Source organism: Aquimarina intermedia (assembly GCF_008124785.1).
In the GTDB taxonomy this organism is placed as follows: Bacteria; Bacteroidota; Bacteroidia; order Flavobacteriales; family Flavobacteriaceae; genus Aquimarina; species Aquimarina intermedia.
Map to the genome: position 1 here is coordinate 194,456 of NZ_VNHU01000005.1, position 12,773 is coordinate 207,228.

Sequence of the window (12,773 nt, forward strand, 5' to 3'; positions counted from 1 at the left end):
ACGACCAGATAATACAAGTAATGCTGACGAAAAGTGTTTTAAGTAGGGCTGGCATTTTTATAAAATATCATGACTAATATAGTTATTTCTTAGAAATGTGAGTAATTAAATCAATTATTCTACTGCTATACCCTATTTCGTTGTCGTACCAACCAATGATTTTTACCATCTTTCCGATGACCGAAGTCATTAGCGAATCAAAAACACAAGAATGTGTATTACCAATGATGTCGATAGAGACAATGGGGTCTTTTGTATATTCCAGAATGTTTTTTAGCGTTGTGTTAGCGGCTTTAGCAAAAGCAGCGTTTATTTCTTCTATAGAGGTTTCTCGAGCTACATTGAAGGTAATATCAGTTAAAGAACCATCCGGGACAGGAACTCTTATGCCACAGCCTCCAATAACATCACGTAAATTCGGAAAAATCTTAGTTAATGCCTTCGCGGCTCCTGTTGTTGTTGGAACGATTGATTGTCCTGCTGCTCTCGCTCGGCGCAAATCACGATGGGGCTGGTCATGGAGACTTTGATCAGTAGTATAGCTATGGACAGTAGTTATATACGCCTGTTCAATACCGCAAAGTTCATCAATCACTTTAATCATCGGTGCTGCATTATTAGTTGTGCATGAGGCGTTAGAGATTATAAGCTCTGAGCCATCAAGAATATGTTCGTTAACACCTAGAACAACAGTTTTCGTAACATCATCTGACGGTGGTGATGATAGGATTACTTTTTTAGCTCCTGCATGAATGTGTTTGACTAGCTGTTCATAGGTTTTAAATTTCCCAGTGGCCTCTACAATAATATCAATGTCATACCCTTTCCAATTCCAATCTTCGGGACTTGCAATATGTGATAATGAAGTAACTTTATTACCAACCACAATAGCATTCTGTTTATAAGAAACTGGATATGGCAGTACTCCGTGTATACTGTCATACTTTAAAAGATGGGCAAGGGTTATACCATCGGCAAGATCATTGATCGCAACAACTTCGATGGCAGGATTATCGTATACTAATCTAAAAAGATTTCGTCCAATTCTACCAAAACCGTTGATTGCAATTCGTATAGGTTTATTCATAGTTCAATTTGTAAGGGCGGACAATGCTATGTTAAATGCTTTTGAGCTTTGTATGAGGAACGTACCAAAGCACCACTTTCCACATGTCTGAAACCTAAATCTAAGCCTACCTCTTCGTATTTCTTAAACTGATCCGGTGTTATAAATTGCTTAACGGGTAAATGTTTTTTACTTGGTTGCAGATATTGACCTATGGTCACAATATCCAGACCAACTGCTCGCAAATCATGTAATGTTTGAATTACCTCGTCTTCTTTTTCTCCTAATCCAAGCATGATTCCGCTTTTTGTTCTTCCGATGCCCTGATCTTTTAAATACCTAAGTACTTCCAGGCTTTGCTCATACTTTGCTTGTATACGAACCTCTCGTGTCAAGCGCTTTACTGTTTCCATGTTATGTGAAACAACCTCAGGGTTAGCAGCTATTATTCGATCAATATTTTTGGTTTTACCTTGAAAATCAGGGATCAGGGTTTCCAGCGTTGTGGATGGATTCATTCGTCTTATGGCCTCTATCGTCTCTGCCCAGATAATGGAGCCTCCATCCTGTAAATCATCGCGATCTACAGAAGTAATAACGGCATGTTTAATATTCATTATTTTAATCGAACGTGCAACCTTTTCCGGTTCTGCCCAGTCTACGGTATCAGGTCTTCCTGTTTTTACCCCGCAGAAACCGCACGAACGTGTGCAGGTGTTTCCAAGAATCATAAAAGTAGCAGTACCTTCACTCCAGCATTCTCCCATATTTGGACAACTACCTGAGGTACAAATCGTATGAAGTTTATATTTATCTACGATACTTCGTAGTTCTGTATATTTTTTTCCTGTAGGAAGCTTAACACGTAACCATTTTGGTTTTCCTTTCGGTGGGGCAACTGTTGCAGCATTTGAATTCATTCGCACATATTTTATACAAAAATACAAAGATTGAGTTGAATACTGTCAACTTCTACAGAAAGTTGCAAAAAGTGATTTTGGGTCAGGAAGATATTCAGTTGGTTTAGTAAAGGTTTTAAAAAAAATAGCGTTAAAATTAAGTTAAAGCAAAATTTTTGGAGTAAAACAAAGTTATTTATATAACCAAATCATCAGTACTGCATGTCACGAAAATTATATAATACACGGGTAACTAAAACTAATGATAGAAAACGTGTTGAACGTTGGTTACTAAAAAATCAAAACTATATCAACATCACAGCTATAGAAAAGGAAATTTCTGCACCCAAAGGCCTTATACAAAAATTCATAAAGTATGATAAAATAATTCATGATAAATGGATAGCTCCTCTGCATGAAATTTTGAAATCAATAACTTCTTTTGGTTTGAGATAAGGTCTTCCGACCTATTTTTTTTGATCTGTAATAATTTCAGAAAGCAATTTTTTAGCACGCATTAACTTAACTTTTACGTTGTTAATAGATTCACCGAGCGTTAGTGCAATTTCTTTATAGCTCAATTCTTGAAAGTACCGTAGATTGATAACTTCTTGATAGTGCGGTTTTAATTGTTTTATGAAGCGTAAAAGTTGTGCTAAATTTTGCTCTGTTATTAACTTGTCTTCCGGTGAAGGATTATCATCGGCGATCTTGTATACTGTATCATCTGCTTCAGTTGTAGTTTGCGATCTGATAGATGCATTTTTCTTTCGCAGTAAATCAACATGAATGTTTTTTGATATTTGAATCAACCATGTTTGAAAATTATACTGTTCATCGAAGGTTTCAATTCTGTCGAAAGCTTTAGAAAAAGTCTGAATGGTAATCTCTTCAGCTTCATATTCATCTTTTACCCGTTTTAACTGAAAAAAGTATACTGGATTCCAAAACGTGTTAAGAAGGTAGTTAAAAGAAATTTGTTTTCCGTCCTTAGCGCTTTGTATATGGTGTAAAAGAAGTTGAGAGTCTTGACTCAATTATATAAATTTAAATCTGGATGAATTAAGCTTTGTTAGAAGCTTCTGATTCACTACAAGAGGCATACTGATCAGGAGTTTTACCGCACATTGAGCAGTTCTCACCTTCTTTATTCAAAAATGGACTTTGACTAGCGCATGTACCTGCGAATTTCCCGTCTTTTTTTGCCCACAGTTTTATGGCAATGCCAGAAACAGCTAGTAACAATAAGCCAATAGTGAGTAGTAGAAGTTTCATAAATGATGTTTTAAAATGAACTGCAAATATACGAAGAATATAAAAGGTGCAATAGCAGAATTATAATTTAAACGAATGCTAGTATGTATCTTAACGAAGTTTTAAGGAGATGAAGTAGTTGTGTTTGTAAAATATTGATTATCTTTAGTTTAATCACTTAATTGTGATTTTTTTATTTGAGTTAGTCCATAAAATACCTTCACACGGTTTACCGTGTATTGAAGGTATTTTATATAATATTGACTTCTGTTTCCAATTCTATGCCGAAGTTATCTTTTATCTCTTTTTTTATTCTTTTTGAAAGATCAAGGATTTCCAATCCTGTTGCATTCCCATAATTAACTAATACCAACGCTTGCTTTTCATGAACGCCTGCATCACCCCAACGTTTTCCTTTAAAGCCGGATTTTTCAATAAGCCATCCTGCAGGAATTTTTATTTGATCTTTGGTAACCTGATAGGAGGGTATTTCGGGATATTTAATTTTTAGCTTTGTAAAGGTTTCTTGAGTAACCACCGGGTTCTTAAAGAAACTTCCGCTGTTTCCAATTTTCTGTGGATCGGGTAATTTACTTTTTCTTATTGCAATAACGGCCTCTGCGACATCCTTAGGAGTAGGCGCTGTAACGGTGTGTTTTGCAAGTAATTCTTGAATTGCACCATAAGAGGTATTTACCTTATGATCATTAGTTGTCAGTCTGAAGGTGACTTCAGTTATAATATGTGTGTCTTTTAGTGTAGTTTTAAAAATGGAACTTCGATACCCAAATGCACATTCAGAATTCCTGAATTCTTTAATTAAACCGGTTTTTATTTCGATAGCTTTACATGAGACAAATGTGTCTTTTAACTCGGTACCATAGGCTCCTATATTTTGTATAGGCGCGCTACCAACATACCCCGGAATGAGCGATAGATTTTCTAGGCCGCCGTAATTATTACGTATGCAAAACTGTACAAACTCATGCCAATTCTCACCAGCCTTTGCAGTAACTAAGATTGTATTAGCTGATTCCAATTCGGTTGCTATCCCTTCAATAGCAATATGTAGTACCAGTGCATCTATGTTTTTAGTTAATAGCATATTACTGCCGCCACTCAAGACAAATAGTGGGGCATCTTTATAATTAATTAAAGTACTGATTAGTTCTTCTTCACTATCTATACGTTGATATGCTTGTGCTTGTACGTCAATACCGAAAGTGTTGAAGGGCTTGAGGGATTTATTATGTATGATACTCACAGCTATTTAGTAAAATTTTATTTTTTCTTATTGTAGGCTTGTAATCCGAGTCGCAAGATATGAATTGATTGTAAAAGATCTCGACGATTTAACACGTATGCAATACGAACTTGTTTTTTTCCTAATTTCTCATTAGCGTAAAAGCCAGCGGCCGGAGCCAACATCACGGTTTGATTATTAACCGAAAAATGCTCAAGCAACCACCGAGTGAAATCTTCAGTGTTATCAACAGGAAGTTCTGCAATACAATAAAATGCTCCTTTTGGTTTTGATACGATCACCCCATCAATTTGCTCAAGTCCCTGAATGAGAGTGTCTCTTCTCTTTTTATATTTTGCAACCGTTTCTTTAGTGTCAGCGATAGAAGTATCAAAAGCTGCTTCAGCTGCTATTTGAGCTAACGTAGGAGGACTCAATCTTGCTTGGGCAAATTTGGTGGCAGTGGCAAGCAAAGTTTTATTTCTACTAATCAACCATCCTATCCTTGCCCCACACATACTATATCTCTTGGATACAGAATCAATTACTATGGTATGCTCATTCATATCATTAAGTTCAAGAACTGAATAATGCCGGCTGTCGTCATAAACAAAATCGCGGTATACTTCGTCAGCTATTAAGAATAAATCGTACTTTTTAGCAAGTTGAGCTAATTGATTTATTTCTTCTCTGGAGTACAAATGGCCGGTAGGATTACCTGGGTTACAGATGAGAATTGCTTTTGTTTTAGAAGTAATACATCGTTCAAATTCTTTAATATCAGGAAGTGAAAAATCGTCATTGATCGTTGAGGTGATGGTTATTATATGAATGTTTGATTGTATAGCAAAACTTTTGTAATTGGCGTAAAAAGGTTCTGGGATTATTATTTCGTCATTTATATCGCCAATACATCCCATAACAAATAGAAGGGCTTCACTGCCACCGGTGGTAATTATTACGTCATCTGAAATCACATCGACATCTAAAGTTTTATAATAGGAGGCTATCTTATCTCTAAAACTTTTAAAGCCACTTGATTCACTATAAGAAAGAACTTCTAAGGAATGATTGCGTATAGCGTTTAGAGCAAGTCGTGGGGTTTTTATATCCGGTTGGCCAATGTTGAGGTGAAAAATTTGCTTCCCGTCGTCTACGGCTCGTTCTGCATAGGGCGCAAGTTTGCGTATAGGAGATTCGGGCATTTGGATACCCTTTTTGGAGATTGAAGGCATGCTTGTAATTTTTGGTTGGGTAAATTTCCTGTTTATTTATGAAAAGAAGCTCAAAAAGATATTTTTTTTCGATCATTTTGTTAAATTGTACGTTAAATGATAGTATTTTTAGATTTACGTAGAGGATGTTTGATTTTTTTGATTCTTTTTGGTATAAGCATAGTCACTTCACAACAAAATGGGGGAGAGAATATTTTTAAGCTTCGTCCAGGGGTTGAAAGCGATAAGTTAAATTTTAAGTTAGCAAATAACTTGATAGTAATACCTGTAAGTGTTAATGGGGAAGAGCTTTCATTTATTCTTGATACGGGTGTGAGTTCTACGATTATTTTCAGTCTGGGAGATGACAAAAAATTACAACTTAGTAATGCTACAAAAATTTATCTTAGAGGTTTAGGAGATGGAGAACCGGTCGAAGCTATCAAATCAACCGGTAATACTTTGGAAATAGGGGATGCGATTAGTGCCAATCACACTGTTTATTTGATATTCGATGAAACTATTGATTTCTCTCCGCGAATGGGATTTCCTATTCATGGTATTATAGGGTATGATTTTTTTAAAAATTTTATTGTAGATCTCAAATACTCCAAAGAAGTGATCAAAATTTCAAACCCTAAAGCATACGTAGCCAAAAAATGCAGAAAGTGTTATCAGACTTCTTTGGATTTTAACAATGGTGTGCGACCATATATCAAGGCACAATATGGTGTAGATAAAAGAATTGATCTCAACTTATTGATAGACTCGGGTTCTGGGTCTGCGTTGTGGCTGTTTGAAAATAAGACGCTGGGTATAAAGGTGCCAGAGGATTCTTACAGAGAATTTTTAGGAAAAGGATTTAATGGCGATATCCATGGTGCTCGCTCTAAGATTAAGGCGTTACATATTGGAAAATTCACCATGAAACGTGTTACAGCCTCTTTTCCGGATAGCGTGTATATACAAGGAATTTCCACACTTCAACGGCAAGGGTCGCTAGGTGGTGGTGTATTAAAAAGATTTGATTTGATAGTGGATTATCCAGATCAAAAAATTTCATTCAGAAAAAATAGGTTTTTTAAGCAACCCTTCCATTATAACATGAGTGGTATCACAGTGGAGCATGCTGGTGAACGGTTAACCAAAGTGTATACCAGAGAAGATAAGATAAAACCAGAACGTATCCGATCAGGACAAAAAGCAAACAATGCTATTGTGATTGATTATACCTTTGGCTACCGTTACAGTATGGAGCCTAATTTTGAAATAGTAAACGTGAGACCCGGATCTCCTGCTGCTCATGCCGGTTTGAAACGAGGCGATAGAATACTCAGTATTAATGGTAAAAATGCATATGAATACCAGTTAGAGGAAATCAATAACTTATTTTTCAATAAAGAAGGAAAACGTATCAGAATAGTTATAGATAGAGCAGGGGTTCGGTTGAATTACTCCTTTTTCCTGAAAAAGGTGATTGAATAAAAAAAGGCCCTTCGATGAAGAGCCTTAGTGTTATGTTTTTAAATATTTTAAGATTCATCTAGAACCGTTCCCTTTATTTTAATAGCTTTTGTGCCCTCTTCTGCATTAGAATACACTGTTATTGTTTTACGAATGGGTCCTACTCGTTTAGTGTCATACTTTACTTCGATTATTCCTGTGGCACCCGGAGCAATTGGCCCTTCAGGTTTTTTAGGAATCGTACATCCGCAACTTGAATATACTCTAGAGATAACTAAAGGAGCATTACCAGTATTTGTAAACTCAAATTTACGAATACCATCACTTCCTTTCATTATTTCTCCATAATCAACAACGTCTGTTTTAAATTCTATTTGAGCTTTGGTATCCTGAGCATTAAGGGTTGTACTCAGTACGCCAACAAATAAAATTAGCATCATTCTTTTCATAATGTAGGTTTTTATTAAACGTAAAAGTACTTACTTTTTACGCAACTTCAAAATAGCAAAAGACTTTCAAGTTGTCGTTTATAATAATTACTTTTGCAATCTAAAATTCAAAAACCACACCAAAGTATGATTCCAGTTGGAAAGTATGACTCAAAAGCAGTCGAAGAAAAATGGTATGACTACTGGATGAAAAATAATTATTTTCATTCTGAAGTTGATGAACGTGAAGCATATACCATCGTTATTCCTCCGCCCAATGTGACAGGAGTGTTGCATATGGGACATATGTTGAATAACACCATTCAGGACGTTTTGATCAGAAGAGCTCGTCTTAAGGGCTACAATGCCTGCTGGGTACCGGGTACGGATCATGCATCGATTGCTACAGAGGCAAAAGTTGTGGCAAAACTCAAAGCAGAGGGTATTGATAAAAATAGCCTTACAAGAGAGCAGTTTCTGGAGCACGCATGGGAGTGGACGCATAAGCACGGTGGGATAATTCTAGAACAATTAAAAAAACTAGGGGCATCTTGTGACTGGGAACGTACCGCATTTACCATGGATGACAATTTGTCTGAATCGGTAATCAAAGTTTTTGTTGACTTGTATAACAAAGGGTTGATATACCGTGGGTACAGAATGGTTAATTGGGATCCCGAAGCCAAAACTACCTTGTCTGATGAAGAAGTTATCTATGAAGAAAAACAAGGTAATCTGTATTACCTGAACTACACAGTGGAGGGCAGCGATGAGGTTTTAACAATCGCTACTACCCGACCTGAGACCATCATGGGGGATACTGCGATTTGTGTACATCCCGATGATACTCGCTTTACGCATCTTAAGGGGAAAAAGGCTATTATTCCATTAGTTAATCGATCCATTCCAATTATTGAAGATGAGTATGTTGATATTGAGTTCGGTACAGGTTGTTTAAAAGTGACTCCGGCTCATGATCAAAATGATAAAGTGTTAGGAGATAAGCACAATCTTGAGGTGATTGATATTTTCAATGATGATGCTACTTTGAATAAGAATGGATTACAATACGAAGGAAAAGATCGCTTCATAGTTCGTAAGGAAATCATTAAAGATCTCGAAGCTATAGGAGCCTTGTTAAAAACTGAAGTTCACATGAACAAGGTGGGTACAAGTGAAAGAACTAAAGCGGTTATTGAACCAAAATTGAGCGATCAGTGGTTCTTAAAAATGAAAGATCTTGCACAACCTGCCCTCGACGCGGTTTTAGATAAAGAAGTAAATCTAGTACCTGAAAAGTTCGTTAATACTTACCGCCATTGGATGGAGAACGTAAGAGACTGGAATATCTCAAGGCAATTATGGTGGGGACATCAAATTCCTGCTTTCTTTTATGGTGATGGAAAGGAAGATTTTGTAGTGGCTGAAACAAAAGAAGCTGCACTACAATTAGCCCAAGAAAAGTCGGGTAATGCAGATTTAAGAAGCGAAGACTTGACTCAAGATCCTGATGCACTGGATACTTGGTTCTCTTCTTGGTTATGGCCGATGAGTGTATTTAACGGTATTTTAGAACCGGATAATGAAGAAATAAACTATTACTATCCAACAAATGATCTGGTTACTGCGCCTGAAATTTTATTTTTCTGGGTGGCTAGGATGATCATTGCGGGATATGAATATAGAAAAGAAAAACCTTTTACCAATGTGTATCTGACAGGAATCGTACGAGATAAACAACGTCGTAAAATGTCAAAATCTCTCGGAAATTCTCCGGATCCTTTACATCTTATAGATCAGTATGGAGCTGATGGTATTCGTGTGGGGATGTTATTGAGTTCACCTGCGGGAAATGATCTGATGTTCGATGAGGAGTTATGTAAACAAGGAAGTAGTTTTGTAAATAAAATTTGGAATGCCTTTAAGTTAATCAAAGGGTGGGAGGTTGACTCTACAATCGATCAGCCTGCGGCATCTGCACTTGCAATTGATTGGTATACTGCTAAGTTTCAGGCAGCATTGGCAGAGCTTGAAGATCATTATTCAAAATATCGAATGAGTGATGCGCTCATGACAACCTATAAATTGATATGGGATGATTTTTGTAGTTGGTTATTAGAAATGGTAAAGCCAGAATTTGGTAAGCCAATCGACAAAAAAACCTACGATGCCATTCTAAAAATTTTAGAAGAAAATTTAAAGATTTTGCATCCTTTTGTACCTTTTATTTCAGAAGAGATTTGGCAACAGATCGGAGTTAGAAATACGGATGAAGCGCTTATTATAGCTTCATGGCCTACAATGACAGATATAGATAAGGAATTGATTGAGAACTTTGAGGTAGCAAAAGAAGTGATATCAGGGATACGTACAGTGCGTAAAGAAAAAAATATTTCTTTTAAAGATGCGATCACTTTATCTGTACTTAATAGTGGTAAACTTACTACTACATTTGACAGTGTTATTAAAAAAATGGGTAATATTTCTGATCTTGATTATGTTACAGAGAAAGTAGATGGTGCTTTGTCGTTCCGAGTTAAGTCTAATGAATATTTTATACCTATCTCTGGTGCTATTGATGTGGATGAGGAGATTAATAAGCTACAAGAAGAATTGAAATATACGGAAGGATTTTTGAAATCAGTTCAGAAAAAACTTCAAAATGAGCGTTTTGTAAACAACGCTCCTGAACAAGTAATTACAAATGAACGTAAGAAAGAGGCGGATGCAGAAGCTAAGATTGCTACCTTAAAATCCAGTTTAGCAAGTTTGCAATCATAGATTGTAACTATTATCATAAACATATTCAAATAAAAAATAAGGCTTGATTTTAAAATCAAGCCTTATTTTTTATTTGAATTAACTGTAGCTTATTTCATATCTGTAATATACTGATCTACTAAAGCAATATATTTAAGTTTTGCTTCCTTTTGTGATAGATGCTTAACCTGAAACAAGGCATTTAGTTTGAAAGCATTACGAAGTTCACTGGTTCCAGATGGGGTGTAAAATCCCTTGGTATGAGTCGCTAACTTATAATGTGCATACAAATGCAGCATTATATCCGTAGGAAGTTTTAGCTTTGTATTGCTGGCCTTGGTGAAGGCTTTCTCAAAAGCAATATCTAGATCTTCGTCATTCATGGTCTTATACAGTAGCTATAACACTTTCTCCACCACGTACCTTTTGATTTAAGCTTACGTTTACTTTAGTTCCAATCGGTAAAAAGACATCAACTCTGGATCCGAATTTGATGAAACCACTATCAGATCCTTGTGCCACTTTTTCGCCCGGAACCGCATAATTAACGATACGCTTAGCTAAAGCTCCGGCAATTTGACGATATAAAATTTCAACACTGTTGTTTTTGACTACGACCGTGGTTCTTTCGTTCTCTTCTGACGATTTTGGATGCCAAGCTACAAGAAATTTTCCAGGGTGATATTTGCTAAAAACAACTTCGCCACCAATAGGATGTCGCGTTACGTGAACATTAATAGGAGACATAAATATGGAGACTTGCAGTCTTTTCTCATTGAAATATTCTTTTTCAAATACTTCTTCAATCACCACAACTTTTCCATCTACAGGCGATACAACCGAAGTATCGCTAAGAGAGGTGGTACGTTTAGGATTTCTAAAAAACTGAAGTATTAAAAGTAAAAATACAGAACTTATAATAAGAATAGCTAATTGCAGTTCAGGAAGCTGTAGAGCAACATATGAAGCTACATTAATACCTAGAAAAATTACTAGGGCTACTGATATTATTTTAAAACCTTCTTTATGAAACATATTGTAATAATTGTAAGAAAACAAATAAAAATGGGCTGGCGAATATGATACTGTCTAGGCGGTCAAAAATGCCTCCGTGTCCGGGCATTATCGAACCACTATCCTTAACACCTGCCTGTCTTTTAAACTTTGATTGTATCAAGTCTCCTAAAGTTCCAAAAATACTCAATATTAGACTGATAAACAACCAAATTACGAGAGATAATGTTTGTGTGGAGAGCGCAATAATTACTGCTGCGATTAACCCAAAAAACATACCGCCGACAAAACCTTCGATGGTTTTATTCGGTGAGATTCGTTCCAAGAGCTTATGTTTTCCGAAGTTTTTTCCTACTAGATAGGCAAACGTATCATTAGTCCACATGATAAAAAAAGATCCGGCAACGATAAAGGGTTCGTATTCTCCTCTAAATGTAGGGATCATGGTTAAGAATGCAATCGCCGTTATTAAGTAAAAAATACTGGTCATGTATTTTTTCTTTTCAAACATTGGTATGATTCGTATGATCAATAAATCTCGAACCAATAACAATTCAGTCAAAACCGTTGCGGTAAGCAGAAAATACAGGAAATAAGGATGTATGGTCGTAAAATTGACAACCAGAATTAGCACGGTAAATATCACATACAACCATTTGTTCTTGAGGTGTATTAATTTTTGAAATTCATAAACACAAATAAGTCCGAAAACAAAAAAAACACCAACGAAAGTTTCTTTGGAAATAAAAATAGAAAACAGTAAGATCGAAATGTATAAGAATCCCGATAAAGATCTTGTGAGCAATTCCTTCATGTTATAAATCTTCCAGAAGCAGCAAATATAGATTTTTTGAACTACTTCCGTAGCTTAAGAAGTCTTTTTCTTTTTGCGTTTCGAAGTTTTTAATGGTTGTAATATTGGAGGGAATGGATTTTCGGTTCTTTTGTTTGATGCCTTTAAGGCCTTCTCCGATACTTGTTACCAGCTGGCTTGTTGAAGCAAAAATAATAAAATTATCAGGGAGTTCGGGTAACTTCTTTTCCTTAAGTTGATTAGATGAAACTAATATAGAGCCACTATCAGAGATAAGATATTCACAGGTCGCAAAAAAGAAGGACGCAGACATGTTTTTGGTGAAATTCAGATTAAAATTTGAAAACCTATGTTCTAATCCGATATCAAAGCAACAAACGTCTTTTTCATACCAATCATTTTCTAATAGAATTTTGTCAAAAGAATCTAGAATTTCATTTTCATTATCACAGTATAAAAATTTTCCTCCATTTCTTTTAAAGTTTATCATGAAACTTTCGTCTATTGGAAGATTAATCTCGGGCATGTACTTGCTGCGATCTTCTATGTGTCTTTCTTTATTCTTTTGGTCTGATTTAGATTTTGAAAAAAAAAGTTTTCTAAATAGACTCATTGGT

At 35.8% G+C, this 12,773-nt stretch carries 14 protein-coding genes; 3 read left to right on the top strand and 11 right to left on the bottom strand.

Going from position 1 to position 12,773, the window contains the following annotated elements:
- Positions 1–82: 82 nt before the first annotated feature.
- Both gap and lipA read right to left on the bottom strand, forming a co-directional pair.
- Positions 83–1,087: a type I glyceraldehyde-3-phosphate dehydrogenase gene (gap, locus tag BD809_RS09335; RefSeq protein WP_148782698.1), complete on the bottom strand. Its 1,005-nt coding sequence runs from the start codon at positions 1,085–1,087 to the stop codon at positions 83–85.
- A gap of 26 nt (positions 1,088–1,113) precedes the next feature.
- Positions 1,114–1,986, bottom strand: coding sequence for a lipoyl synthase (gene lipA / locus BD809_RS09340; protein WP_148782699.1), 873 nt, complete (start codon positions 1,984–1,986; stop codon positions 1,114–1,116).
- A gap of 201 nt (positions 1,987–2,187) precedes the next feature.
- Between lipA and BD809_RS09345 the strand changes: the two genes are divergently transcribed.
- On the top strand, positions 2,188–2,421 hold the full coding sequence (locus BD809_RS09345) for a hypothetical protein (RefSeq protein WP_148782700.1): 234 nt from the start codon (positions 2,188–2,190) through the stop codon (positions 2,419–2,421).
- An 11-nt stretch (positions 2,422–2,432) separates the two neighbouring features.
- Here BD809_RS09345 and BD809_RS09350 read toward each other — a convergent pair whose 3' ends face one another.
- The 4 genes from BD809_RS09350 to BD809_RS09365 form a co-directional block, all read right to left on the bottom strand.
- Positions 2,433–3,002: an RNA polymerase sigma factor gene (locus BD809_RS09350; protein WP_148782701.1), complete on the bottom strand. Its 570-nt coding sequence runs from the start codon at positions 3,000–3,002 to the stop codon at positions 2,433–2,435.
- 25 nt (positions 3,003–3,027) lie between these two features.
- Positions 3,028–3,240, bottom strand: coding sequence for a membrane or secreted protein (locus tag BD809_RS09355; protein ID WP_148782702.1), 213 nt, complete (start codon positions 3,238–3,240; stop codon positions 3,028–3,030).
- A gap of 229 nt (positions 3,241–3,469) precedes the next feature.
- Complete coding sequence (murB, locus tag BD809_RS09360; RefSeq protein ID WP_148782703.1) at positions 3,470–4,483, bottom strand: UDP-N-acetylmuramate dehydrogenase; 1,014 nt, start codon at positions 4,481–4,483, stop codon at positions 3,470–3,472.
- Between the two features lie 17 nt (positions 4,484–4,500).
- Positions 4,501–5,697, bottom strand: coding sequence for a pyridoxal phosphate-dependent aminotransferase (locus BD809_RS09365; protein WP_148782704.1), 1,197 nt, complete (start codon positions 5,695–5,697; stop codon positions 4,501–4,503).
- A 96-nt stretch (positions 5,698–5,793) separates the two neighbouring features.
- Between BD809_RS09365 and BD809_RS09370 the strand changes: the two genes are divergently transcribed.
- Positions 5,794–7,161, top strand: a complete 1,368-nt coding sequence (locus BD809_RS09370) for an aspartyl protease family protein (RefSeq protein WP_148782705.1) — start codon at positions 5,794–5,796, stop codon at positions 7,159–7,161.
- A 47-nt stretch (positions 7,162–7,208) separates the two neighbouring features.
- Here the strand turns inward: BD809_RS09370 and BD809_RS09375 are convergent, their stop codons facing one another.
- Positions 7,209–7,589 carry a DUF1573 domain-containing protein gene (locus BD809_RS09375; RefSeq protein WP_148782706.1) on the bottom strand — a complete coding sequence of 127 codons (381 nt, stop codon included), beginning with the start codon at positions 7,587–7,589 and terminating at the stop codon, positions 7,209–7,211.
- A gap of 126 nt (positions 7,590–7,715) precedes the next feature.
- Between BD809_RS09375 and BD809_RS09380 the strand changes: the two genes are divergently transcribed.
- Entirely contained in the window at positions 7,716–10,349 is a 2,634-nt protein-coding gene (locus BD809_RS09380) for a valine--tRNA ligase (RefSeq protein ID WP_148782707.1), read from the top strand.
- Positions 10,350–10,438: 89 nt separating this feature from the next.
- Here the strand turns inward: BD809_RS09380 and BD809_RS09385 are convergent, their stop codons facing one another.
- From BD809_RS09385 to BD809_RS09400, 4 genes are read right to left on the bottom strand one after another with little or no spacing between them, the layout of a single operon-like run.
- Positions 10,439–10,711, bottom strand: coding sequence for an acyl-CoA-binding domain-containing protein (locus BD809_RS09385; RefSeq protein WP_148782708.1), 273 nt, complete (start codon positions 10,709–10,711; stop codon positions 10,439–10,441).
- A 4-nt stretch (positions 10,712–10,715) separates the two neighbouring features.
- Positions 10,716–11,363: a phosphatidylserine decarboxylase family protein gene (locus BD809_RS09390; protein WP_148782709.1), complete on the bottom strand. Its 648-nt coding sequence runs from the start codon at positions 11,361–11,363 to the stop codon at positions 10,716–10,718.
- Positions 11,353–12,156, bottom strand: coding sequence for a phosphatidate cytidylyltransferase (locus BD809_RS09395; RefSeq protein ID WP_148782710.1), 804 nt, complete (start codon positions 12,154–12,156; stop codon positions 11,353–11,355). The genes BD809_RS09390 and BD809_RS09395 overlap by 11 nt, the downstream gene beginning before the upstream one ends.
- Before the next feature lies 1 nt (position 12,157).
- Entirely contained in the window at positions 12,158–12,646 is a 489-nt protein-coding gene (locus BD809_RS09400; protein ID WP_317130864.1) for an LUD domain-containing protein, read from the bottom strand.
- Positions 12,647–12,773: the final 127 nt, after the last annotated feature.

Excerpts from the sequence above, each read along its gene's own strand:
- BD809_RS09365 (WP_148782704.1), bottom strand. The coding sequence starts at position 5,697 with ATGCCTTCAATCTCCAAAAAGGGTATCCAAATGCCCGAATCTCCTATA.
- BD809_RS09395 (WP_148782710.1), bottom strand. The coding sequence starts at position 12,156 with ATGAAGGAATTGCTCACAAGATCTTTATCGGGATTCTTATACATTTCG.
- BD809_RS09355 (WP_148782702.1), bottom strand. The coding sequence starts at position 3,240 with ATGAAACTTCTACTACTCACTATTGGCTTATTGTTACTAGCTGTTTCT.
- BD809_RS09390 (WP_148782709.1), bottom strand. The coding sequence starts at position 11,363 with ATGTTTCATAAAGAAGGTTTTAAAATAATATCAGTAGCCCTAGTAATT.
- lipA (WP_148782699.1), bottom strand. The coding sequence starts at position 1,986 with ATGAATTCAAATGCTGCAACAGTTGCCCCACCGAAAGGAAAACCAAAA.
- gap (WP_148782698.1), bottom strand. The coding sequence starts at position 1,087 with ATGAATAAACCTATACGAATTGCAATCAACGGTTTTGGTAGAATTGGA.
- BD809_RS09385 (WP_148782708.1), bottom strand. The coding sequence starts at position 10,711 with ATGAATGACGAAGATCTAGATATTGCTTTTGAGAAAGCCTTCACCAAG.
- BD809_RS09380 (WP_148782707.1), top strand. The coding sequence starts at position 7,716 with ATGATTCCAGTTGGAAAGTATGACTCAAAAGCAGTCGAAGAAAAATGG.
- BD809_RS09400 (WP_317130864.1), bottom strand. The coding sequence starts at position 12,646 with ATGATAAACTTTAAAAGAAATGGAGGAAAATTTTTATACTGTGATAAT.
- BD809_RS09345 (WP_148782700.1), top strand. The coding sequence starts at position 2,188 with ATGTCACGAAAATTATATAATACACGGGTAACTAAAACTAATGATAGA.
- BD809_RS09375 (WP_148782706.1), bottom strand. The coding sequence starts at position 7,589 with ATGAAAAGAATGATGCTAATTTTATTTGTTGGCGTACTGAGTACAACC.
- BD809_RS09370 (WP_148782705.1), top strand. The coding sequence starts at position 5,794 with ATGATAGTATTTTTAGATTTACGTAGAGGATGTTTGATTTTTTTGATT.